Here is a 21,904-nt window from a genome sequence, read left to right as displayed (position 1 = left end):
GGAACCCGGAACCGAAACCGCGGGCTAACCCATCTGTTCCGTCCACTCGGCCTGCGCCTCGTTCAGCTTCTCGGCCAGCCCGTCCAGGAAGTCCTTCGCGCTCATGTCACCCAGCAGCACCTTCTGGAACCCCGGCTCGCTCTCCGACTTGGACAGCGTGTTCCAGTCCGGCAGGTAGTACGGAAGCTGCACGATGGTCGTGGACCCGTCGTTCAGCGCCTGCGCCGCCAGCTTCGTCGGCTCGGCCTTCTGGATCCACGCGTCGTTCGCGGCCTCGGTGTTGGACGGCACCTGCCCGGCCGACTCGTTGAACTTCGAGTTCTGCTCCTTGGAGGTCGCGAACTCGATGAACTTCCAGGCGGCCTCCTTGTTCTTCGAGCTCTTGAACATGCCGAGCCCGTCGACCGGGTTGGACACCTGCACCCGCTTGCCGGAGGGGCCGACCGGCTGCGGGATGCCGCGGAACTTCTCGACGCCGAGCGCCTTCACGTGGTCCTGGTAGGAGCCCAGGTTGTGGTTGAGCATGCCGATGGTGCCGGTGTCCCACTGGGCGACCATCTTGGCGAAGTCGTTGTTGACGTCGGCGGCCGGCGTGACCTTCTTGTAGAGGGCCGCGTACTTCTCCAGCGCCTCGACGTTCTTCGGGTCGTTGACCGTGGTCTTCTTCTTGTCGGCGTCCCAGAACGAGGTGATGCCGGACTGCCCGTACATCGCGTCGAGGGCCTGGGCGACGGAGCCGGAGCCGCCGCGGATGGTGTAGCCGAACTCGTTCTTGCCCGCGTCGGTCAGCTTCTCGGCGGCGGCGTAGAACTTGTCCCACGTCGTCGGCGCGTCCAGACCGGCCTTCTCGAACAGGTCGGTGCGGTAGTAGAGGACGCCGTTGTTGGCCGAGGTCGGCATCGAGTACAGGGTGCCGTCGCCGCCGCCGGCGGCCTTCAGGGACTCGACCATGTCCTTGTTGAGCTTGTCGCTCAGGGGCGACTCGGCGAGCCGGTCGTCCAGCGGTTCCAGGGCGCCCTGCGCGGAGAAGCCCGCGAGCATCGACGCCGTCACGCCGCCGACGTCCGGCAGGCCGCCGCCCTGGATGGCGGTGTCGACCTTGGACTGGTACTCGGTGGCGGCGATGCCGACGTACTCCACGTCGATGTCGGGGTTCGCCTTCTCGAAGTCGGCGATGATCGTCTTCCAGACGGCCGTACGGATACCGCCGTTGTTGTCCCAGAAAGTGATCTTCCCCTTGCCGCTGCCCTCGGCCCCCTCGCCGCCGCCCGCGCCGCTGCCGTCGTCACCGCAGGCGGTGGCGGTCAGCGCGAGCACGGCCCCCAGGGCGACGGCGGCGGACGTGCGGCGCCTGACTGTGCCTTTGTCTCTGCTGCTGAGCATGCTGATCCTCATGGTCGGCTCTCTTCTTCCGGGTCTTCTGGATCGAACGAGGCGGTGGAACGACAACGTGGGGGTTCAGTGGGGTCGGTGGGGCCCGACGCGGAACCGCGTGAAGGTGGCGGTGCCGGCCTGTCCCTGGCCCGCGGGTGCGAGGGCGAACAGGCCGATCAGTGCGCCGACCCAGCGCCAGGGGGCGGCGGCGAACTCCCGGCCGACGGGACGCGGACCGTCACCGAGGTCGTAGGAGAAACGGCAGCGCGCCCCCGGCACCGTCTCGATCCGCAGCCGGGCCCGTCCTCCGGGTGCGGGGCGGGGCCGGTCGGCGTCCCGCTCGGCCTCGGCCACCGACTCGGCGAACCGGTGCACCAGGTGCACGGTCCCGTCGGCGTCCCGCTGGAGCCCGATCCAGCGGTAGGCGTCGCCGAGCACCGCGAGCCCGGCCCGCGCCCCGGGTTCCTCGCTGTCCAGGCACAGGTCGGCCTCGATCACCGAGGGCTCGCCGGGGAAGCGCTGGGTGAGGACGCTCGGCAGCAGGCGCAGGTCGTGCGCGTCGGCCGAGCGGACGCAGGCGAGGCGCAGCCCGTCCCCGGCGTGCTGGGTGGCCCAGCCGGCGCGGGGGTTGGCCGTCCACGACCACTGGCGGCCGAACCGTCCGCCGGGGAACTCGTCGTCGGTCGCGGGTGCGGCGGGCGGCTGCGGTGGCAGGGCGGGACGCGGGTGCTCGGTGACCGGGGCGCCGTCGTCGCCCAGGACCGGCCAGCCGTCCGGTGACCACGTCATCGGCTGGAGGTGGACCACCCTGCCGTACGCGCCCCGCTGCTGGAAGTGCAGGAACCAGTCCTCGCCGGCCTGCGTGCGTACCCAGCCGCCCTGGTGGGGTCCGTTGACGTCGGTGTCCTTCTGCTCCAGGACGGCCTTCTCCTCGTACGGTCCGAAGAACTCGCGGGAGCGGAAGGCGCCCTGCCAGCCGGTCTCCACCGAGCCGGCGGGGGCGAGGATCCAGTACCAGCCGTCGTGCCGGTAGAGCTTGGGGCCTTCCAGGGTGAACCAGCCGGGGATCCGGTCGGCGTCGACGATCACCTCGCCCTCGTCGAGGATTCCGGTGCCGTCGGGATGCATGCGGTGGCCGGTGAGGCGGTTCTTGATCCCGGAGCGGGAGCGGGCCCAGGCGTGCACGAGGTACGCCTCGCCCGTCTCCTCGTCCCACAGGGGGCAGGGGTCGATCAGGCCCTTGCCCGCCTTGACCAGGTGGGGCGCGGTCCACGGGCCCCGGATGTCGGGGGCGTTGACCTGGAAGACGCCCTGGTCCGGGTCGCCCCAGAAGATCCAGAAGCGGCCCGCGTGGTGGCGCAGCGCGGGTGCCCAGACGCCGCAGTCGTGGCGGGGTTTGGCGAACTCCCGCTCGGGCTCCAGGCGTTCCAGGGCGTGCCCCACCAGGGTCCAGTCGACCAGGTTGCGGGAGTGCAGGAGGGGCAGGCCCGGAACGCGGCCGAAACTGGAGGCGGTCAGGTAGAAGTCGTCGCCGACGCGGATCACGTCCGGGTCGGACCAGTCGGCGTTCAGGACGGGGTTGGTGTACGTCACCGGGGTGCCGGGGGCGGTCTCGGCGGCGGTCCCCGGGATGCCGGGGGCGGTCACGGGCTCACCGCCTTGCGGACGAGGGCGGCGGCGCCGTCGGCGTCCAGGCGGCCGTCGGCGACGACGGTGACGATCCGGCGGACCAGGGTGTCGCCGGGGGCGACGGCCACCCGCTCCTCGTGGGCCAGCGAGGAACCGACCCCCGGGTACTCCTCGGTGCGCACGAACCACGGGTCGCGCCGGGTGCGTTCGGTGGCACCGGCGAACACCAGCGACCAGGTCTCCCCGCTCAGCGCGAGCCAGTCCGCGCTGCCGCCGTGCACGTCCCGCTCGCCCTCCCGGTCGGCGGTGAAGACCCTGGGCGCGGCGCTCTCCTTGCGGGCGCGCCAGAAGAAGCCGCCGTAGGCCGCGCCGGGGCGCCCGTTGGTGGCCGGGCTGCCGATCGTGAGCGCTTCCGGGGTGACGTTGGTGAGGGAGAAGGTGAAGTCCAGCGCCCAGGCGGTGGCGGTGAGTCCGGTGGCCGCGACCGTGCGGCGCTCGCGCAGCAGTTCGGTGCCGGCGGCGACCCAGCGCAGTTCCTCGACGAAGCCGTCGGGGTCGCGGAGCTGGAAGGCGGTGTGCCGCTGGGTGCCGTGGTTGTCCAGCTCGGTCGGCCCCCGGTCCTGGACGAAGGTGCGCCCGCCCCAGAAGTTGTGCCCCTCGACGTCGGGAACGGCGACACCGACGCCGAGGTGATGGAGGTGGTCGGCGGGGCCGAACTCGGTGACGGACGTGCCGGCCAGGGTGGTGACGGGGTGCAGGTACGGGCGCGGGGAGAGCCGGCGGGGCAGCTCGGGACGGGTGACGTACCGGGCGACGGGGCGGCCCGCCACGCGCAGCACCGGGGAGTCGTTGCCGGTCATCGGGTGCTCACTTCGTATCGCGGGTGCTCGGTGCGCGGCGCCCAGGGCGCGCCCAGTTCGGAGTACAGGGAGAGGGTGTCGGCGGCGGCGGCCACGAGGGCGTCGATGCCGGGGACCACGCGGCGGTTCTCCTCGGGCACACGGTGCCAGGCGGCGGCGGGCAGCGGCTCCGGGTCGGGGGCCCGGCGGATCGCCTCGACGACCCGCATGAAGGCGCCCGTCCCGTCCGGTGTCACCAGCAGGGGAGCGCCGGTGGTGAGGTGGTCGACCAGGTTCTCCAGCAGGTCGGTGCGGCCGTGCTGGAACTCTTCGGGGCCGTGGCCGGCGCGCTGGAGCAGGACGCGGTCCTGCTTGTACCAGAAGGTGACGCGGCCGCGGAAGCCGTGCACCAGGACGTACGGCTCGTCGGCCCGCTCCGCGCACAGGGTGGCGGCGACGGTGACGCGGTGCCCGGGCTCGGTGCCGATCCGCACGCAGGAGGTGTCGTCGGCCTCGATGTCGTTGGCGTGGCTCAGCTCGGTCTCGATGCCGGTGACGTCCTCGGCGCGGGCGGTGCCGCCGAGCGCGAGGGCGGTGGCGACGGCGTGCGCGAGCGGGTTGGTCAGCGCGCCGTCGATCACGTCGACGCCGTTCAGCCGCCGCTTGCCGGACCAGGGCGCCCGGCGGAAGTAGGCCTCGTCGCGGACCCACGCACCGGCCGCGCCGATGCCCACGACCTCCCCGATCACACCCTGGGCGACCAGGTCCCGGATGGCGGGCACGGCGTGCGAGCCCAGTGACTGGAAGCCGATCTGGCAGGCGACCCCGGCCTCGGCGACCCCGTCGGCCATCCGCCGGAACTCGGCGTACGAGGGTGCCGGGGGCTTCTCCAGGAGCAGGTGCACACCCCGCCGCGCGGCGGTCAGGGCGAGGTCGGTGTGGGTGGGGATCGGCGTGCAGACGACGGCGATCCGGGCGCCGGTGGAGTCCAGCAGCGCGCCGAAGTCGGCGGACTGCTCGGGGAGTTCTCCCCCGGCCTCCTCCTCGGTCAGCGGGGTCAGCTCGCAGACGCCGGCCAGCCGGACCAGCCCCGCCCGCTCCAGGCGGCGGATGTTGGCGACGTGCCAGCGGCCGTGGCCGCGGGCGCCGGCGAGGACGACGGGCAGCGGCGTGCTCATCCCTTCACCGCCCCCGCGCTGAAGCCGGTGATCAGCCACTTCTGGATGAAGGCGAAGACGATCACCACGGGCACCGCGGCGACGATGCCGCCGGCGGCGAGCGCGCCGAGGTCGACGCTGTCCGCGCTCATCAGGGAGTTGAGGCCGACCGGGATGGTCTGCTTGTGCTGGTTGTTGAGGAACATCAGGGCGAACAGGAAGTGGTTCCAGGAGTGCACGAAGGCGAAGGAACCGACCGCGATCAGGCCCGGGCGCAGCAGGGGCAGGACGACGATCCGGAAGGCCCGGAAGCGCCCGCAGCCGTCGACCCAGGCGGCCTCCTCCAGGGAGTACGGCACGTTCTTGATGAAGTTGCTGATCAGGATGATCGACAGCGGCAGCTGGAAGACCGTCTCGGCGATGCTGACGCTGCCCAGCGAGTTGATCATCTGGAGGCCGGCGAAGATCTCGAAGAGCGGCACGAGCAGCAGCGCGCCGGGCACGAACTGGGAGCAGAGCAGCGCGAGCATGAAGCCCCGCTTGACCTTGAAGTCGAACCGGGCGAGGGCGTAGCCGCCCGCCAGGGCGACGAGGGTGGTCATCACCAGGGTCGCGAGCCCCACGTACACGCTGTTGGTGAAGTAGGTGCCGAAGCCGCGGTCGGTCCACACCTTCTCGAAGTGGTCGGTGGTCATCGGCCAGGGCACGAGCGAGGTCGAGCCGGCCGGGCGCACCGCGAAGAGCAGGATCCAGTAGAACGGGATCAGGGTGAAGACCAGGTAGATCCCGAGCGGCAGGTAGATCTGCCAGCGGGGCACCTCGTCCCAGGCGGGGCGGCGCTTCTTCGCCGGCCGCGGCGGTGCGTGGTCGGTCCGCGCGGGGGCGGGGGCGGGCGCGGTGGCCTCCTTGGTGATCACTTGTTCTCGCCTCCGAACTTGCTCAGCCGCAGGTAGACGATCGAGCAGAAGAGCAGGATCACGAACGCGACCGTGGTGAGGGCCGACGCGTAGCCGAAGTCGTGGGCGTCGACGCTGGTGTTGGCGATGTACAGGGGCAACGTCGTGGTCTCGCCGGCGGGTCCGCCGCCGGTCAGGGTGTAGAGCAGGTCGACGTTGTTGAACTCCCACACCGCGCGCAGCAGCGTGGAGAGGATGATGGCGTCCTTCAGGTGCGGCAGCGTGATGTGCCAGAACTGCTTGAGCCGGCTGGCGCCGTCGACCTCGGCGGCCTCGTACAGGTCCTTGGAGACGGACTGGAGGTCGGCGAGGATGAGGATCGCGAAGAAGGGCACGCCGCGCCAGAGGTCGGCGACCACCGCCGCGGAGAACACGGTCGAGGTGTCGGAGAGCCAGCTGGTGCCGTACGAGCCGATGCCCATGTCGGCGAGGTAACGGGTGACACCGGTCTGGGAGTTGTAGAGCAGCACCCAGATCGCCGAGGTCAGCACGCCGGAGACGGCCCACGGGGAGAAGACCAGCGCCCGCCCGATGCCCCGGCCCACGAAGGTCTGGTTGACGATGAGCGCCAGCGCCAGCCCGAAGAGCAGCTGCAGTCCGACCTCGACGAAGACCCATTTGGCGCTGAAGGTGAGGGTGTCCCAGAAGACGGCGTCGTCGGTGAAGATCCTGACGAAGTTGTCGAAGCCCGCGAAGCCGTTCCGCCACGGCTTGGTGGGGTTGTACTCCTGCAGGCTGTAGTAGAAGACGCTGATGACCGGGTAGGCGATGAAGCCCAGCATCAGCAGGGCGGCCGGTCCGATCAGCAGGTACGGGAGCCTGCGCGGCGTGGCCGAGGCACGGCGCCGCCGGGGTGGCGCGGGCGGTTTCGCCACGGCTGCGGCTTGGGCCATGACAGTTCTCCGTTCAGTTACGTCTACGTCGTACGGGGTCGTACAGGAAGCGCTTTCTCGGCGGGCAGGGCCGTGCGGAGGCGGTTCGTGTCGTACGGGGTTCAGCCGGCGTAGGGGCTCAGCCGGCGTACGGGTCCTGCACCTTGCCCGGGCGGGCCAGGAACTCGAAGTCGCAGCCGGTGTCGGCCTGGGTGATCTGTTCGTTGTAGAGCGCGCCGTAGCCCCGTTCGCAGCGGGCGGGCGGTGGCGTCCAGGCGGCCCGGCGGCGCTCCAGTTCCTCGTCGTCCACGCCCAGGTGCAGGGTGCGGGCCTCGACGTCGAGGGTGATCGGATCGCCGGTGCGCACCAGGGCGAGCGGTCCGCCGACGTACGACTCGGGGGCCACGTGCAGCACGCACGCGCCGTAACTGGTGCCGCTCATCCGGGCGTCGGAGATCCGGACCATGTCCCGCACGCCCTGCTTGAGCAGGCGGTCGGGGATGGGCAGCATGCCGTACTCGGGCATGCCCGGGCCGCCCTTGGGGCCGGCGTTGCGGAGCACCAGCACGCTGTCGGCGGTGATGCCGAGCTCCGGGTCGTTGATGGTGCGCTGCATGGTCCGGTAGTCGTCGAAGACGACGGCGGGACCGGTGTGCTTGAGCAGGTGCGGCTCGGCGGCGATGTGCTTGATGACGGCGCCGTCCGGGCAGAGGTTGCCGCGGAGCACGGCGACCCCGCCCTCGCTCGCGACCGGGTTGTCGCGGGTCCTGATGACGTCGTCGTGGTGGACGAGGGCGCCGTCCAGCTGCTCCCGCAGGGTGTCGTGGGAGACGGTGGGCCGGTCGAGGTGGAGCAGGTCGGTGATGCGGGAGAGGAAGCCGGGCAGGCCGCCGGCGAAGTGGAAGTCCTCCATCAGGTAGGTCTGTCCGCCGGGGCGGACGTTGGCGAGCACCGGGACGGTGCGGGCGATCCGGTCGAAGTCGTCCAGGGTCAGGGTGACTCCGGCGCGGCCCGCCATGGCGATCAGGTGGATCACGGCGTTGGTGGAGCCGCCGAGGCCGAGCACGGTGGTGACCGCGTCCTCGAAGGCGTCGGCGGTGAGGATGTCGCTCAGTTTCCGGTCCCGGTGGACCAGTTCGACGATGCGCAGTCCGGCGGCGGCGGCCATCCGGTCGTGCCCGGAGTCGACGGCCGGGATGCTGGACGCCCCGGGAACGGTGACGCCGAGGGCCTCGGCGGCGGCGGTCAGCGTGGAGGCGGTGCCCATCGTCATGCAGTGGCCGGGCGAGCGGGCCAGGCCGCTCTCCAGCTCCTGCATCTCGCAGTCGCCGATGAGGCCGGCCCGCTTGTCGTCCCAGTACTTCCACATGTCGGTGCCCGAACCGAGGGTCCGGCCCCGCCAGTGCCCGGGGAGCATGGGCCCGGCGGGCACGAAGACCGCGGGCAGGTCGACGCTGGCGGCGCCCATGAGCAGGGCGGGCGTGGACTTGTCGCAGCCGCCCATCAGCACGGCGCCGTCGACCGGGTAGGAGCGCAGCAGCTCCTCGGTCTCCATGGCGAGGAGGTTGCGGTAGAGCATGGGGGTCGGCTTCTGGAAGGTCTCGCTGAGCGTGGAGACCGGGAACTCGAGGGGGAAGCCGCCCGCCTGCCACACGCCCCGCTTGACCGCCTGGGCGCGGTCGCGCAGGTGGACGTGGCAGGGGTTGATGTCGGACCAGGTGTTGAGGATGGCGATGACGGGCTTGCCGAGGTGCTCCTCGGGCAGGTAGCCGAGCTGGCGGGTGCGGGCGCGGTGGCTGAAGGAACGCAGTCCGTCGGTGCCGTACCACTGGTGGCTGCGGAGCTCTTCCGGGGACTTCCTCGGGGTCATATGGACCACCCCGCGACGATGGCGGCGACCTCGGCGCGCTCGCTCTCCGGCAGCGGCTTGCTCGGCGGGCGGACCTCGCGGCGGCACAGGCCCAGCGAGGCGAGGGCCTCCTTGACCACGGTGACGTTGTTGGCGGAGCCGTTGGCGGCGCGCAGTTCCTCGAAGCGGCGGATCTGCTCCCAGACCTTCATGGCGGCCGGGTAGTCGCCGGAGCGCAGCGCTTCGATCATGTTCAGCGAGACGGCCGGGGCGACGTTCACCAGGCCCGAGGTGAAGCCGGTGGCGCCCGCGCTGAAGTACGAGGGTGCGTACGGCTCGGCGAGCCCGGCGACCCAGACGAAGCGGTCGAGGCCCGCGTCGCGGGCGAAGGCGGCGAACTTGGAGGCGTCCGGAACGGCGTACTTCACACCGATCACGTTGGGGCAGGCGTCGGCCAGGTCGGCGAGACGGGCGCCGGTCAGCTGGGCGTTGCGGATGTAGGGCACGACACCCAGCTCGGGCACGGCCTCGGCGATGGCGCGGTGGTAGTCGACCCAGCCGCCCTGGGAGACGTAGGGGTGGACGGGCTGATGGACCATCACCATCGAGGCGCCCAGGTCCCGGGCGTGCCGGGCGGAGGCGACGGCCGTCGGCACGTCGTGGCCGACGCCGACGAGGATCTCGGCGCGCTCGCCGGCCTCCTCGAAGGTCAGCTCGGTGACGAGGCGGCGCTCGGCCGGGTCGAGGGCGTAGAACTCGCCGGTGTTGCCGTTGGGGGTGAGGGTCGTGATGCCACCGTCGAGGAGACGACGCAGCAGGGCCCGGTAGGTGGCGGGGTCGACGGTGCCGTCCTCGGCGAACGGGGTCACCGGGATCGCCACCACGTCGGCCAGGGCCGCCCGCTGGGTCTCGAACGTCGCTGTCATGCCTGACCGTCCTCTTCCTGGGCCGCGGTCCCCGCTTCGGGGAAGGCCCGCTCGACGAAGGACGCGATGTGCGCGTGGAGGGCGCGGGCCGCGCCGTCCGCGTCACCGGCGAGGGCGAGGCGCAGGATCTCCTGGTGCTCGCCGGCCTCCCGTTCCCAGGAGGGGTCGGCGGCCCAGGCGACCGCGGAGACGAGGGCCGCCTGGTCGCGGACCTCGTCGAGCATCCGGCCGAGCAGCGGGTTGCCGCACGGCACGTACAGGGCGCGGTGGAACTCCCGGTTGGCCAGCGACCGTTCGGCCGTGTCCGTGGCCTGGTCGGCGCGGGTCAGCGCGTCCCGGGCGGCGTCCAGGGAGGCACCGCGGCGCACCGCGCGCCTGAGCGCCTCGGGCTCCAGCAGCAGACGGACGTCGTAGACCTCGCGCGCCATGTCCGCGTCCACCATGCGCACGGTGACGCCCTTGTACTGGCTCATCACCACCAGCCCGGTCCCGGCCAGCGTCTTGAGCGCCTCGCGCACCGGTGTCTTGGACACCCCGAACTGTGCGGCGAGGTCGGTCTCGACCAGGGCCTGGCCGGGGGTGAGCCGGCCGGTGAGGATGCGGCGTTTGATCTCCTCCAGCACGTACTGCGTGCGGGAGGGGATCGGCGTGGGCACAGAGGTCATGCGCGCCTCTCGGAATCTCGCGTCGGATGCGCGGACCGATCTCGGACATCAGATCTCGCGTATCGCGTCTCATATATGACGTACGGAGTACGACGCGTTGAAGGTAAGAGGGGCGTGCGGCGACGTCAATGCTTCTGACAGAGGAAGTTGTTCGGCGGAGTTGTTTGGCAGGGAGTTGTGCGGAGGGAGACGCGCGGAGGAAGTCGTGCGGGTGCCGCCTTGCTCAGGCGGTGCGGGTCCAGCCCGGGTCGCGCCCGCTCAGCCCCACCGCGCGCTCCAGCAGCGGCGCGTCGGCGGGCACCGCGACGACCGGCCCGAACATGCCCTGGTCCCGGTCGGATTCGTCCGCGGCAGCGGCGAGCAGCCCGTACGCCGCCTGCAGCGCGGCCGGGTCGGGGGCGTACTCCTGGCCGGTCGCGCGGGCCAGGTCCCAGCCGTGGATGACCAGTTCGTCGGCGACGACGGCGCCGGCGACGGCGCCGGGCAGGTCGATGCCGCCGGCCCGGGTCATGCCGGTCCAGGCGTCGGGTTCGCGCCAGGCGTCGGCGAGTTCTCCGAGGACCTTCGCGAGCTCCTCGCGCCAGCCGGGTCCGACGTCCGGCACGGACGCCTCGGGGCTGGTGTCCGTGGTGGGTCCCAGGTCCTTGCGCGCGGCGTCGCGGAAGGCCACGGCGAGGCCGGTCAGGTGCCCGAGCAGGTTGCGCACCGCGAGGTCGGGGCAGGGCGTCGGGTCCGCGAGCCGGTCCTCGCGCACGCCGTCGGCGAGGCGGGCGAGGATCCGGGTCTGCGGTCCGAGGTCGAGGGTGGCGGCGGTGGTCTCTTGGGTCATCGGTGACTCCCGGGAAGGTGTGCTCGCGCTGTCGGTAGGTAGACCGATCACGACCGCGAAACTCATCGGTCTCAGGGGCCCGCGCATAGGTCACCTGCCCGATGCCGGTCGTCGCTCCTTAGCCCCACGATGACCAGGCATGACGACGAGAACAACAGGCGCCGGGAAGGCGGGGCGGACCCGCTGGCCCCTGACCCGCGTCCTGCGCGACCGCAACGCCGGCCCGTATCTCGCCGGGGTGGTGGTGTCCGGTTTCGGCAGCTCGGCGCTCGGCCTGGCGGCGGGCGTGTGGGTGAAGGACCTCACCGGCTCGGACGGCCTGGCGGCGCTGTGCCTGCTCGCGCTCTGGGCGCCGACCCTGGCCGGACCCGCGCTCGGCACGGTCGCCGACCGGGTCCGCCGCAAGCCGCTGCTGATCGCCGCGAACCTGCTGCCGGCCGGCCTCCTGCTCACCCTCTTCGCGGTCGACTCGCCGGGCGCCCTGTGGCTGCTCCTCACGGTGCTGGTCCTGTACGGCGTGGCCGGTGTCGTCCAGGACGCGGCCGAGTCGGCACTCGTGGCGACCGCCGTCGATCCCGGCCTGCTCGGCGACTTCAACGGACTGCGCATGACCGCCAACGAGGGCATGAAGCTGGTCGCGCCCCTCGCCGGTGCGGGACTCTACGCGGCGTACGGCGGCCCGAGCGTGGCGGCACTGGACGCGGCGACGTTCGTGCTGGCCGCGGGGTTGTACGCGGCCCTGCGGGTCCGGGAGGCGCCACCGGAGCGACCGACGGTGAACTGGCGGCGCCGGACGGCGGAGGGCGCCCGTTGCCTCTGGGGGCACCCCGTGCTGCGCCCGCTGGTGCTCGCGGGCGGGGTGACGATGCTGTGCGCGGGCGTCGGCGGCGCCACGCTGTACGCCGTCGTCGACAACCTGGGCCGCTCCCCCGCCTACGCCGGTGTCCTGTACGCCGTCCAGGGCGCCGGCTCGGTGACGGTCGGGATCCTGTCCGGCACCGCCCTGCGCCGCCTCGGCCCGCGCCGGTTCGGGGCGGCCGGGATCGCGCTGTTCGCGGTGGCGGTGGCGGTGCGGGCGGTCCCGTCCGACGCGGTTGTCTGGGCGTCGAGCGCGGCGGTCGGCCTGGGCCTGCCGACGGTCCTGATCGCCGCGTCGACCGCCGTGCAGCGCGAGACGCCGGGGCCGCTGCTGGGCCGGGTCTCGGCCACGGCCAACTCCCTGGTCTTCGCCCCGAACGTACTCGGGCTGGCCGCGGGCGCGGCCCTGGTGGAGACGGTGGACCTGTGGCTGCTGCTGCCGGCCCTGGGCGCGGTGCTGCTGGGGACGGCGGCGGCACTGGCGCCGGCGCGGAGGCCGACCGACCGGCGCACGCCGTCACCCGCGTAGGGCCAGCCACTCCTGGAGTTCGACGATGTTCCCCTCCGGGTCCACGAGGTGGGCCACCCGCATGCGGTCCGTCATGGGGGCCGGGCCGTGGAGGAGCGCGGCTCCCCGCGCGGTGACCTCCGCGCAGTAGCGGTCCAGGTCGTCGACCCGCAGGACGACGAGGGACCGGTGACCGGCCGGCTCGGCGGCGAGTTCGCCCAGCACCCGGGCCATCTGTGCGCGGTCCTGCAGGGCGATGCCCGCGGTGCCGCCGTCGGGGGTGAACTTCGCGTACGGGCCGTCCTCGGCCTCGAACTGCGGCTTCAGCCCCAGCACGTCCCGGTAGTAGCGGTAGCAGCCGGCGAAGTCCGTGACCAGAAGGCGGACCTGGGCGAGTTCCATGGGCATCCCTTCGCAGAGCGCGACGAGGGCTTCCGGGTCGGCCGGTGACGACCGGCCGACCCGGAAGCCCTCGTCCACACCTTAGGTGGCGGCCCCGAGCCCCGCCCGCACCGCCTCCAGATCCCCGTCCGACGCCAGCCCCGCGTGATACAGCCGCAGTTCCGTCGCCCCCAGGTCCCGCGCGCGGGCCGCGTCGGCCGTGAGGGTGCCGGGGCTGCCGCCCATGCCGGAGACCACCGTGAGGTTGGCGGCGAGGACGGCGCCGTCGACGGCCTGTTCGGCGAACGGTGTCAGCAGGCCCGGGCCGCCCGTGCAGGGGACGACGACGCCGTCCGCGACGGAGAGGACGTGCGCGGGGTCGACGCCGGCGTTGGCGCCGCAGTGGTGGGAGACCGGGTCGGCGTGGAGGAGGACCTGGAAGCCGTCGGGGGCGGCGGCGCGGACCGCCGAGACCGCCGCCTCCTGGAGGGTGCGGGCCCGGTCGTCCCGCCACGCGCGCGTGGCGTTCGCCGTCGCCTCGCCGAGGAGCTTCTCGACACCCGCCCAGCCCCCGTCCGACGGCTCCGTCCCCCGCCACACCGGCTCCAGCGCGGTGCGCACGGCGGCGGCCAGTCCGTCGGCGTCGAGGCCCTGGGTGCCGTATCCCGCGCGGCAGTCGGGGCAGAAGCACAGCGACATCAGGTACTGCCCGGCGTCGCCGAGCCCCACTCCGCCGGTCTTGTCGTGGGCGTGCAGGTGGGCGAGGCCGTACCAGCCGAGGGACTCCAGTTCCGTGCCGCGGGCGCCGGGCCGTACCGCCGCCTCGGCGGCCAGGTCGGTGAGGTACGCGCGCGTGGCGGGCTGCGCGATGCAGGGCGCCCAGGGGTAGCGGTCGCCGTAGGCGTTGACGACGCAGATGTGCGGGTGCTCCGCGCCCAGGCGGGAGTTGTGGGCGAGGACGACCCAGGTGTGCACGTCGAGGCCCGCGTCCGCGAGGGCGGCGGCGGCCTCGCCGTACGCGTCGCCGGGGGCCCAGTCGCCGGACTCGTAGGGGCGGAGTGCGCGGTCCTTCCAGCGGGCGGGATCCGGCGGGTAGAGGGCGGCCGCGTGCTCGGCGGTGACGACGCGGTGGCGGGGGTGGCGGGGGGTGAGGGCGCGGGTGGAGTGGTAGGCGGCGGCGAGGGTCACCTGCGCCACGCCGAGGTCCGCGATGCGCGCCGGGGCTTGCGGGTCGCCGTTGACGTCCCAGGGGTAGACGAACGCCGACGCCTTCACCGGGCGGCTCCTTCCGCGAGCAGCGCCTGGCCCCGCTCGATGATCTGCGCGAGCTGCTTGAGGTGGTCCTCGGCCGGCTCCTGCAACGGCGTGCGCACCTCCCCCACGTCCAGGCCGCGCAGCCGTACGCCCGCCTTGACCAGGGCGACGGCGTATCCGCGGCCCTGGGCGCGCAGTTCGACGAACGGCCGGTAGAAGCCGTCCAGCAGGCGGTGCACGGTGGTGTCGTCGCCCTCGCGCAGCGCCCGGTGGAAGGCGACGGCGATCTCGGGGGCGAAGCAGAACACGGCGGAGGAGTAGAGGGGGACGCCCAGCGCGCGGTAGGAGAGCTGGGTCTGTTCGGCGGTCGGGAGCCCGTTGAAGTAGAGGAACTCCTCACGGGGCAGCTCCGTGCGCACCGCGCTGACGATCCGCTGCATCAGGTCGAGGTCGCCGAGCCCGTCCTTGAGGCCGACGACACCGTCCGTGCGGGCCAGTTCCACGACGCTCGCAGGGGTGAACACGGCGTTGTCGCGCTGGTAGACGATCACGGGCAGCGAGGTCGCGGCCGCCACCTCCCGGTAGTGCCGCACCAGTCCCTCCTGCCCGGCGTGCACCAGGTAGGGCGGCATGGCGAGGAGCCCGTCGGCCCCGGCCTCCTCGGCGAGGCGGGCGTAGCGCACGGCGAGGGCGGTGCCGTAGCCCGCGCCGGCGAGGACGGGCACCCGGCCCGCGCTCTCCTCGACGGCCGCGCGGACACAGGCCGCGAACTCCTCGGGTGTGAGGGCGTGGAACTCGCCGGTGCCGCAGCAGGCGAACACGGCGGCGGCACCGGCCTCGACCCCTCGGCGCACATGGGCGCGGAAGACGTCGAGGGCGAGTCCGCCGTCGGGGCCGTACGCCGTGACGGGGAAGAACAGCGGTCCGCTGGGCACGGTGAGCCGGGCGGCGAGAGGGGCTGAGGTCACGGGCGCTCCCCATTCCATGTGCGTGGTCGCATCACGACCATCATCGTCACACTTATGATCTGCGTCTATATTTCTGAACGCGACCACGCTAAGCCGCCCGGCGAACACCGTCAAGCAGGCGCCCTCTTGACGCGTGACCACCGGTTCCTTAGCGTGTCCACGCATATGAACACGAGGCACGCACTCGTACGACCGGCCACGGTGCACCGCCCGGCGTGCGAGGGCTGCCGCTTCAGGAGACCTAGGAGTCCCGAGGATGCCCGCTCCCCGCACCGTCCTGCTCACCGGCGCCGCCGGCGGCCTCGGCACCCTGATGCGGGAACTGCTCCCCGGCCACGGCTACCGGCTGCGCCTGCTCGATCTGCGCCCGGTCGAGGGAGAGCCGGACGCGATCGTCGCCGACCTCGCCGACCGGGACGCCCTGCGTGAGGCGGTCCGGGGCGTCGACGCGATCATCCACCTCGCGGGCATCTCCCTGGAAGCCTCTTTCGAGAAGATCCTCGCGGCGAACATCGAGGGCACCTACAACCTGTACGAGGCCGCCCGCGAGGAGGGCGTCGGCCGCGTCGTCTTCGCCTCCTCCAACCACGCCGTCGGCTACACCCCGCGCCCGCAGGGCGACGACCCCCTCATCCCCGTCGAGACGCCGCGCCGCCCGGACACCTTCTACGGCCTGTCCAAGTGCTTCGGCGAGGACCTCGCCCAGCTCTACTGGGACAAGCACGGCATCGAGACCGTCTCGGTCCGCATCGGCTCCTGCTTCCCGGAGCCGACCAGCGTGCGCATGCTCTCGGTGTGGATGAGCCCCGCCGACGGCGCCCGTCTCTTCCACGCGGCGCTCACCGCCGAGAACGTCGGGCACACCGTCGTCCACGGCTCCTCCGCCAACACCCGCCTGTGGTGGGACCTCACCTCCGCGCGGGCGCTCGGTTACGAGCCGCAGGACGACTCCGAGCCGTACGCCGCCAAGCTCCTCGCCGAGCACGGCGACCTCGACCCGGACGACCCCGCGCACGCGTGCCTGGGCGGCCACTTCGTGACCGACCCCCCGATCTGGCCGTACTGACCGGAAGACGACCCCGCAGCACCCCCGAAGAAGCGGACGGGCACCGAACGGGCCCGTCCGCTTCGGCATACGGGCATCCGCACTGCCCGTTCTCACCCCGCTCCGCGCTGCGCCCCAGGTCCGAGACGGGCACCCGGCACGGCAAACGGGCACACCCGGGCAGTATCGGATCCGCAACAGGCCTGGTCAGCGCCGCAGGACGCCTGTAGAACTTCCCCCAAGGGCCACGCGGGCCCGAACGGGCAACCACACGGCGACGAGGCGGTGAGGCAGGTGTTCGGCATGAACACGAGGACGACGGAAGAGCGACGGCACGAGATCGTGCGGGTCGCCCGCGCCACCGGCTCGGTCGACGTCACCGCGCTCGCCGCCGAACTCGGCGTGGCGAAGGAGACCGTACGACGGGACCTGCGCGCCCTGGAGGACCACGGCCTGGTCCGCCGCACCCACGGCGGCGCCTACCCGGTGGAGAGCGCCGGGTTCGAGACCACGCTCGCCTTCCGCGCCACCAGCCACGTGCCCGAGAAGCGCCGGATCGCGTCCGCGGCGGCCGAACTGCTCGGCGACGCGGAGACGGTCTTCATCGACGAGGGCTTCACCCCCCAGCTCATCGCCGAGGCCCTGCCCCGCGACCGGCCGCTGACCGTGGTCACCGCGTCCCTGCCGGTGGCCGGCGCACTGGCCGAGGCCGGCGACGCCTCCGTCCTGCTGCTCGGCGGCCGGGTCCGCTCGGGCACCCTGGCGACCGTCGACCACTGGACGACGAAGATGCTGGCCGGCTTCGTCATCGACCTGGCGTACATCGGTGCCAACGGCATCTCCCGCGAGCACGGTCTCACCACCCCCGACCCGGCGGTCAGCGAGGTCAAGGCGCAGGCCGTCCGGGCCGCCCGCCGCACGGTGTTCGTCGGCGCGCACACCAAGTTCGGCGCGGCCAGCTTCTGCCGGTTCGCGGAGGTCGGCGCCCTGGAGGCCATCGTCACCAGCACGCTGCTCCCCACGGCCGAGGCCCACCGCTATTCGCTGCTCGGCCCCCAGGTCATCCGCGTCTGAGCCGCCGCCACTGCCCGTCCCGCACAGCCCGTTTCCTCCCCGCACGGCACACCCACCCCTCCCACTGCCCCTTACCTCCCTTTACCTCCCCAAACGTTCAGGAGCGATCCATGCGAACCCAGAGCCGACGGAGGCCGCGAGCCACGCTCGCCATGGCCGCCGCAGGGACGCTGCTCGCCCCGCTGCTCACCGGCTGCTGGGTCGGGGCGGGCGGCGCCGGATCCGGCGGCAACGCCATCAACGTCCTGATGGTGAACAACCCGCAGATGGTCGAGCTGCAGAAGCTCACCGCGGACCACTTCACCAAGGACACCGGCATCAAGGTGAACTTCACCGTCCTGCCCGAGAACGACGTCCGCGACAAGATCAGCCAGGACTTCGCCAACCAGGCCGGCCAGTACGACGTGGCGACCCTCTCCAACTACGAGATACCGATCTACGCCCGCAACGACTGGCTGCACGAGATGAACTCCTACGTCGCCGAGGACGCCGGCTACGACGAGGAGGACATCCTCGGCCCGATGCGCGAGTCCCTCACCGGCGACGACGGCAAGCTCTACGGGCAGCCCTTCTACGGCGAGTCGTCCTTCCTGATGTACCGCAAGGACCTGTTCGCCGAGGCGGGCCTGACCATGCCCGAGCATCCCACCTGGACCCAGGTGGCGGACTTCGCCGAGAAGCTCGACGGGGCCGAGCCCGGCATGAAGGGCATCTGCCTGCGCGGACTGCCCGGCTGGGGCGAGCTGATGGCGCCCCTGACGACGGTCGTGAACACCTTCGGCGGCACCTGGTTCGACCAGGACTGGCAGGCCCGGCTCGACTCCCCCGAGTGGGAGAAGGCGACGAAGTTCTATGTCGGCCTGGTCCGCGAGCACGGCGAGTCCGGCGCCGCCCAGTCCGGCTTCGCCGAGTGCCTGAACAACATGACCCAGGGCAAGGTCGCCATGTGGTACGACGCCACCTCCGCGGCCGGCTCCCTGGACGCCGCCGACTCCCCGGTCAAGGGCAAGATCGGCTACGCGCCCGCCCCGGTGGAGAAGACGGACTCCGCCGGCTGGCTCTACACCTGGGCCTGGGGCATCCAGAAGGCCTCCCGCAACGCCGACAAGGCCTGGAAGTTCGTCTCCTGGGCCTCCAGCAAGGAGTACGAGCAGCTGGTCGGCGACGAGATCGGCTGGTCCAACGTCCCGGCCGGCAAGCGCGCCTCGACGTACGAGAACCCGGCCTACGTCAAGGAGGCCGCGGCCTTCCAGGAGATGACCAGGAAGGCCATCGAGGGGGCCAAGCCCAAGGACCCCGGCGTGCAGCCGCGGCCCGCGCCCGGCATCCAGTTCGTCGGCATCCCCGAGTTCACCGACCTCGGTACCAAGGTCTCGCAGGAGATCAGCGCGGCCATCGCCGGACGCCAGTCCGTCGAGGAGGCCCTGAAGAAGTCCCAGCAGCTCGCCGAGCAGATCTCCGAGGAGTACGAGGGACGATGACCGCCACGACCACGGCCCCCTCGGCCGCACCCGACCACACGCGCCCCACCGTCCGCCCGCCGGCCGGCCGGCTGCGCGCCTGGGCCACCCGCGCCCCGCTCCTCCCCGCCCTGATCTTCATGATCGCGGTCACCCAGCTGCCCTTCGTGGCGACCCTGGTGATCTCCTTCTTCGACTGGAACGCCCTCTACCCGGACGCCCGCAGCTTCGCCGGCTTCGCCAACTACGGCGACGTCCTCGGCGACCCCGCCCTGCGCAAGTCGGTGTGGACGACGATCCTGCTCACCGTGGCGGTCGTCCTGGCCAGCCTGGTCCTCGGCCTGGCCCTCGCCCTGCTCCTGGACCGGAAGTTCAAGGGCCGCGGCGTGGTCCGCACCCTCATGATCGCGCCGTTCCTGGTGGTCCCGGTCGCGGCGGCCCTGCTCTGGAAACACGTTCTCTACAACCCCGAGTACGGCCTGCTCAACGGCCTGTTGCACTACGTCGGCGGACCGCAGCCGGACTGGATCTCCAGCACCCCGCTGCTCGCGGTCGAGGCCTCCCTGGTGTGGCAGTGGACGCCGTTCATGATGCTCATCCTGCTGGCCGGACTGCAGAGCCGGGACCAGCAGCAGATCGAGGCCGCCCGGGTGGACGGCGCGGGCGACTGGCAGATCTTCGTCCACCTCACCCTGCCCCACCTGCGCCGCTACCTCGAACTCGGCGCCCTGCTCGGCTCGATCTACATCGTCCAGAACTTCGACGCCGTCTTCACCATCACGTCCGGCGGCCTGGGCACGGCCAACCTGCCCTACACCGTCTACCAGAGCTTCTACCAGGCCCACGAGAACGGCCTCGCCTCGGCCGCGGGCGTCCTGGTCGTCATCGGCTCGATCATCATCGCCACCTTCGCGCTGCGCGTGGTGTCGTCCCTGTTCCGCGAGGAGGTCGGCCGCGCATGACCGCCACCGCCGTACGCCCCGTCGTCACCGACGCCAAGCCGCCCGTACGCACCCGCCGCAGGGCCGGTGCCGGCCTCGGCCTGGTGGCCTGGCTGGTCGGCATCGTCTTCTTCCTGCCCATCGCGTGGATGGCGCTGACCTCCTTCCACTCGGAGGCGGACGCCGCCACCAACCCGCCCTCCTTCGCGGCCTCGCTGACGCTGGACGGCTACCGCGAGTTCTTCGGCGCGGGCGGCGGGGCCAGCCCCTGGCCGGCGCTGATCAACTCGGCGGTGGCGTCGATCGCCTCGACGCTCTTCGTCCTGGTGCTGGCCCTGCCCGCCGCCTACGCCCTGTCCATCCGCCCGGTGAAGAAGTGGACGGACGTCCTGTTCTTCTTCCTCTCCACCAAGATGCTGCCGGTGGTGGCGGGCCTGCTGCCGATCTACCTGTTCGCCAAGAACACCGACATGCTGGACAACATCTGGCTGCTGGTCATCCTCTACACGTCGATGAACCTGCCGATCGCGGTCTGGATGATGCAGTCCTTCCTGGCCGAGGTCCCGGTCGCGATCATCGAGGCGGCCCGGGTGGACGGCGCCAAGCTGCCCACGATCCTGGTCCGGGTCGTGGCCCCCATCGCCCTCCCGGGCATCGCGGCGACGTCCCTGATCTGCTTCATCTTCAGCTGGAACGAACTGCTCTTCGCCCGGGTGCTGACGGGCGTGGTCGCCGAGACCGCCCCCGTCTTCCTGACCGGCTTCATCACCAGCCAGGGCCTCTTCCTGGCCAAGGTGTGCGCCGCGTCGCTCGTCATCTCCCTGCCGGTGCTCGCCGCGGGGTTCGCCGCCCAGGACAAACTGGTCCAGGGCCTGTCGTTGGGAGCCGTGAAATGAAGGCCGCCGTCATCGAGTCCGTGGGCCGCGCCGTCGTCACCGAGGTCCCCGACCCGACGCCAGGGCCGCGCGAGGTCGTCGTCGAGGTCGCCGCCTGCGGCCTGTGCGGCACCGACCTGCACATCCTCCAGGGCGAGTTCGCGCCCAAGCTCCCGATCGTGCCGGGCCACGAGTTCGCGGGCTCCGTGGTCGGCGTCGGCGCCCAGGTCACGGAGGTGGCGGTCGGCGACCAGGTGGCCGTCGACCCCTCCCTCTACTGCTACGAGTGCCGCTACTGCCGCACCGGCCACAACAACCTCTGCGAACGCTGGGCGGCCATCGGCGTGACGACGGCGGGCGGCGCGGCCCAGTACGCGGTGGCGCCGGTCGCGAACTGCGTGAAGCTCCCCGAGCACGTCCGCACCCAGGACGCGGCCCTGATCGAGCCGCTGTCCTGCGCCGTCCGCGGCTACGACGTCCTCCAGTCCCGCCTCGGCGCCCACGTCCTGATCTACGGCTCCGGCACGATGGGCCTGATGATGCTGGAGCTGGCCAAGCGGACCGGCGCGGCCAGCGTCGACATGGTCGACCTCAACCCGGCCCGCCTGGAAACGGCCCGCAACCTCGGCGTCTCGGCGTCGGCGGCGACCCCGGACGAGCTGGACCGCCCCCAGGGCTGGGACCTGGTCATCGACGCCACGGGCAACGCGGCGGCGATCCAGGACGGCCTGGACCGGGTCGCCAAGGCCGGCACGTTCCTCCAGTTCGGCGTCGCCGACTACGCGACGCGCGTGCAGATCGACCCGTACCGCATCTACAACCAGGAGATCACCATCACCGGCTCGATGGCCGTCCTCCACAGCTACGAGCGCGCGGCGGAACTGTTCGCGAACGGTGTCCTGGACCCGGACGTCTTCATCAGCGACCGCATCGAACTGGACCGCTACCCGCAGGCCCTGGAGCAGTTCGCGGCGGGTGTGGGCCGCAAGATCGTGGTCGTGCCGTGAGCCTTTAGCCCGCCCGGCGTTCGAGGACGAGGCCGTTCAGGCCGAAAGGCGGAGGTCTGGGGGGCGGCAGCCCCCAGGGACGGGAACGGAAAGGGGCGGCGGGGGCGAAAACCCCGAGCCCGCCGCCCCCACCCCCCGTACGATCCCCCGCATGCCCAAACCCCACGGCTTCGCCTACACAGCCACCGCATCCGGCACCGTCCACATCACCCACCACAACCACGCCGCCACCACCCTCAACGGCTCCCGGGCCGCCCGCTTCCTGCAAGAGGCCACCGCGGGCGACCCCCAGCTGGTCATGGCCCGCTGGACCGGCAACTACAAGCACGGCAACGAACGCACGGCCCGCAACCACCCCCGAAACCGCCGCTGACCTGGCGGGACACGACCCCGACCCGATTGGCCCCCGGGTAAGGGAACGGTAAAACGCCCCCGCT

The 21,904-nt window shown here is 72.0% G+C and carries 21 protein-coding genes; 8 read left to right on the top strand and 13 right to left on the bottom strand.

The window, feature by feature from the left end; all coding sequences use genetic code 11:
- Positions 1–24 precede the first annotated feature (24 nt).
- The 10 genes from NI25_RS29905 to NI25_RS29860 form a co-directional block, all read right to left on the bottom strand.
- A complete protein-coding gene (locus tag NI25_RS29905; RefSeq protein ID WP_061445432.1) occupies positions 25–1,395 on the bottom strand; it encodes an ABC transporter substrate-binding protein in 1,371 nt (456 codons plus the stop codon).
- A gap of 63 nt (positions 1,396–1,458) precedes the next feature.
- Complete coding sequence (locus tag NI25_RS29900) at positions 1,459–3,021, bottom strand: glycoside hydrolase 43 family protein (RefSeq protein WP_233520788.1); 1,563 nt, start codon at positions 3,019–3,021, stop codon at positions 1,459–1,461.
- On the bottom strand, positions 3,018–3,863 hold the full coding sequence (locus NI25_RS29895; RefSeq protein WP_061445431.1) for a PmoA family protein: 846 nt from the start codon (positions 3,861–3,863) through the stop codon (positions 3,018–3,020). The genes NI25_RS29900 and NI25_RS29895 overlap by 4 nt, the downstream gene beginning before the upstream one ends.
- The gene (locus NI25_RS29890; protein WP_061445430.1) at positions 3,860–5,020 is read right to left on the bottom strand and encodes a Gfo/Idh/MocA family protein; all 1,161 of its coding nucleotides are present in this window, start codon (positions 5,018–5,020) and stop codon (positions 3,860–3,862) included. Before NI25_RS29890 ends, NI25_RS29895 begins: the two co-directional genes overlap by 4 nt.
- Positions 5,017–5,916, bottom strand: a complete 900-nt coding sequence (locus NI25_RS29885) for a carbohydrate ABC transporter permease (RefSeq protein WP_061445429.1) — start codon at positions 5,914–5,916, stop codon at positions 5,017–5,019. Before NI25_RS29885 ends, NI25_RS29890 begins: the two co-directional genes overlap by 4 nt.
- Positions 5,913–6,848 carry a carbohydrate ABC transporter permease gene (locus tag NI25_RS29880; protein WP_061445428.1) on the bottom strand — a complete coding sequence of 312 codons (936 nt, stop codon included), beginning with the start codon at positions 6,846–6,848 and terminating at the stop codon, positions 5,913–5,915. Before NI25_RS29880 ends, NI25_RS29885 begins: the two co-directional genes overlap by 4 nt.
- Positions 6,849–6,966: 118 nt before the next feature.
- A complete protein-coding gene (gene araD, locus NI25_RS29875; RefSeq protein ID WP_061445427.1) occupies positions 6,967–8,697 on the bottom strand; it encodes an L-arabinonate dehydratase in 1,731 nt (576 codons plus the stop codon).
- Positions 8,694–9,602, bottom strand: coding sequence for a dihydrodipicolinate synthase family protein (locus NI25_RS29870; RefSeq protein WP_061445426.1), 909 nt, complete (start codon positions 9,600–9,602; stop codon positions 8,694–8,696). Before NI25_RS29870 ends, araD begins: the two co-directional genes overlap by 4 nt.
- Entirely contained in the window at positions 9,599–10,267 is a 669-nt protein-coding gene (locus NI25_RS29865) for a GntR family transcriptional regulator (protein ID WP_061445425.1), read from the bottom strand. The genes NI25_RS29870 and NI25_RS29865 overlap by 4 nt, the downstream gene beginning before the upstream one ends.
- A 223-nt stretch (positions 10,268–10,490) precedes the next feature.
- Complete coding sequence (locus tag NI25_RS29860; RefSeq protein ID WP_061445424.1) at positions 10,491–11,096, bottom strand: TIGR03086 family metal-binding protein; 606 nt, start codon at positions 11,094–11,096, stop codon at positions 10,491–10,493.
- Between the two features lie 139 nt (positions 11,097–11,235).
- On the opposite strand from NI25_RS29860, the gene NI25_RS29855 reads away from it, so the two are divergent.
- Entirely contained in the window at positions 11,236–12,483 is a 1,248-nt protein-coding gene (locus NI25_RS29855) for an MFS transporter (protein WP_061445423.1), read from the top strand.
- Here NI25_RS29855 and NI25_RS29850 read toward each other — a convergent pair.
- The 3 genes from NI25_RS29850 to NI25_RS29840 form a co-directional block, all read right to left on the bottom strand.
- Complete coding sequence (locus tag NI25_RS29850) at positions 12,472–12,864, bottom strand: VOC family protein (RefSeq protein WP_061447154.1); 393 nt, start codon at positions 12,862–12,864, stop codon at positions 12,472–12,474. The two genes, NI25_RS29855 and NI25_RS29850, sit on opposite strands and share 12 nt — an antisense overlap.
- A gap of 81 nt (positions 12,865–12,945) precedes the next feature.
- The gene (locus tag NI25_RS29845; protein WP_061445422.1) at positions 12,946–14,118 is read right to left on the bottom strand and encodes a hypothetical protein; all 1,173 of its coding nucleotides are present in this window, start codon (positions 14,116–14,118) and stop codon (positions 12,946–12,948) included.
- On the bottom strand, positions 14,115–15,065 hold the full coding sequence (locus NI25_RS29840; RefSeq protein WP_061445421.1) for a 5-dehydro-4-deoxyglucarate dehydratase: 951 nt from the start codon (positions 15,063–15,065) through the stop codon (positions 14,115–14,117). Before NI25_RS29840 ends, NI25_RS29845 begins: the two co-directional genes overlap by 4 nt.
- A 256-nt stretch (positions 15,066–15,321) precedes the next feature.
- Here NI25_RS29840 and NI25_RS29835 point away from each other — a divergent pair, with 256 nt between their 5' ends.
- The 7 genes from NI25_RS29835 to NI25_RS39825 all read left to right on the top strand — a co-directional run bounded on the left by NI25_RS29835 (position 15,322) and on the right by NI25_RS39825 (position 21,840).
- The gene (locus NI25_RS29835; RefSeq protein ID WP_061445420.1) at positions 15,322–16,131 is read left to right on the top strand and encodes an NAD-dependent epimerase/dehydratase family protein; all 810 of its coding nucleotides are present in this window, start codon (positions 15,322–15,324) and stop codon (positions 16,129–16,131) included.
- A 282-nt stretch (positions 16,132–16,413) separates the two neighbouring features.
- Positions 16,414–17,184 carry a DeoR/GlpR family DNA-binding transcription regulator gene (locus NI25_RS29830; RefSeq protein WP_061447153.1) on the top strand — a complete coding sequence of 257 codons (771 nt, stop codon included), beginning with the start codon at positions 16,414–16,416 and terminating at the stop codon, positions 17,182–17,184.
- Between the two features lie 110 nt (positions 17,185–17,294).
- A complete protein-coding gene (locus NI25_RS29825) occupies positions 17,295–18,665 on the top strand; it encodes an ABC transporter substrate-binding protein (protein WP_061445419.1) in 1,371 nt (456 codons plus the stop codon).
- Entirely contained in the window at positions 18,662–19,606 is a 945-nt protein-coding gene (locus tag NI25_RS29820; RefSeq protein ID WP_061445418.1) for a carbohydrate ABC transporter permease, read from the top strand. The genes NI25_RS29825 and NI25_RS29820 overlap by 4 nt, the downstream gene beginning before the upstream one ends.
- Positions 19,603–20,481 carry a carbohydrate ABC transporter permease gene (locus NI25_RS29815; protein WP_061445417.1) on the top strand — a complete coding sequence of 293 codons (879 nt, stop codon included), beginning with the start codon at positions 19,603–19,605 and terminating at the stop codon, positions 20,479–20,481. The genes NI25_RS29820 and NI25_RS29815 overlap by 4 nt, the downstream gene beginning before the upstream one ends.
- The gene (locus NI25_RS29810) at positions 20,478–21,467 is read left to right on the top strand and encodes a zinc-dependent alcohol dehydrogenase family protein (protein ID WP_061445416.1); all 990 of its coding nucleotides are present in this window, start codon (positions 20,478–20,480) and stop codon (positions 21,465–21,467) included. Before NI25_RS29815 ends, NI25_RS29810 begins: the two co-directional genes overlap by 4 nt.
- A gap of 151 nt (positions 21,468–21,618) precedes the next feature.
- Positions 21,619–21,840 carry a hypothetical protein gene (locus tag NI25_RS39825; RefSeq protein ID WP_061445415.1) on the top strand — a complete coding sequence of 74 codons (222 nt, stop codon included), beginning with the start codon at positions 21,619–21,621 and terminating at the stop codon, positions 21,838–21,840.
- Positions 21,841–21,904: the final 64 nt, after the last annotated feature.

It is taken from the genome of Streptomyces sp. CCM_MD2014 (assembly GCF_000772045.1).
In the GTDB taxonomy this organism is placed as follows: Bacteria; Actinomycetota; Actinomycetes; order Streptomycetales; family Streptomycetaceae; genus Streptomyces; species Streptomyces salinarius.
This window is presented reverse-complemented; position numbering and strand designations above follow the sequence as displayed.

Coding starts and splice junctions, on each gene's coding strand:
- NI25_RS29905 (WP_061445432.1), bottom strand. CDS start 1,395: ATGAGGATCAGCATGCTCAGCAGCAGAGACAAAGGCACAGTCAGGCGC.
- NI25_RS29895 (WP_061445431.1), bottom strand. CDS start 3,863: ATGACCGGCAACGACTCCCCGGTGCTGCGCGTGGCGGGCCGCCCCGTC.
- NI25_RS29890 (WP_061445430.1), bottom strand. CDS start 5,020: ATGAGCACGCCGCTGCCCGTCGTCCTCGCCGGCGCCCGCGGCCACGGC.
- NI25_RS29880 (WP_061445428.1), bottom strand. CDS start 6,848: ATGGCCCAAGCCGCAGCCGTGGCGAAACCGCCCGCGCCACCCCGGCGG.
- araD (WP_061445427.1), bottom strand. CDS start 8,697: ATGACCCCGAGGAAGTCCCCGGAAGAGCTCCGCAGCCACCAGTGGTAC.
- NI25_RS29870 (WP_061445426.1), bottom strand. CDS start 9,602: ATGACAGCGACGTTCGAGACCCAGCGGGCGGCCCTGGCCGACGTGGTG.
- NI25_RS29865 (WP_061445425.1), bottom strand. CDS start 10,267: ATGACCTCTGTGCCCACGCCGATCCCCTCCCGCACGCAGTACGTGCTG.
- NI25_RS29860 (WP_061445424.1), bottom strand. CDS start 11,096: ATGACCCAAGAGACCACCGCCGCCACCCTCGACCTCGGACCGCAGACC.
- NI25_RS29855 (WP_061445423.1), top strand. CDS start 11,236: ATGACGACGAGAACAACAGGCGCCGGGAAGGCGGGGCGGACCCGCTGG.
- NI25_RS29850 (WP_061447154.1), bottom strand. CDS start 12,864: ATGGAACTCGCCCAGGTCCGCCTTCTGGTCACGGACTTCGCCGGCTGC.
- NI25_RS29835 (WP_061445420.1), top strand. CDS start 15,322: ATGCCCGCTCCCCGCACCGTCCTGCTCACCGGCGCCGCCGGCGGCCTC.
- NI25_RS29830 (WP_061447153.1), top strand. CDS start 16,414: ATGAACACGAGGACGACGGAAGAGCGACGGCACGAGATCGTGCGGGTC.
- NI25_RS29825 (WP_061445419.1), top strand. CDS start 17,295: ATGCGAACCCAGAGCCGACGGAGGCCGCGAGCCACGCTCGCCATGGCC.
- NI25_RS29820 (WP_061445418.1), top strand. CDS start 18,662: ATGACCGCCACGACCACGGCCCCCTCGGCCGCACCCGACCACACGCGC.
- NI25_RS29815 (WP_061445417.1), top strand. CDS start 19,603: ATGACCGCCACCGCCGTACGCCCCGTCGTCACCGACGCCAAGCCGCCC.
- NI25_RS29810 (WP_061445416.1), top strand. CDS start 20,478: ATGAAGGCCGCCGTCATCGAGTCCGTGGGCCGCGCCGTCGTCACCGAG.
- NI25_RS39825 (WP_061445415.1), top strand. CDS start 21,619: ATGCCCAAACCCCACGGCTTCGCCTACACAGCCACCGCATCCGGCACC.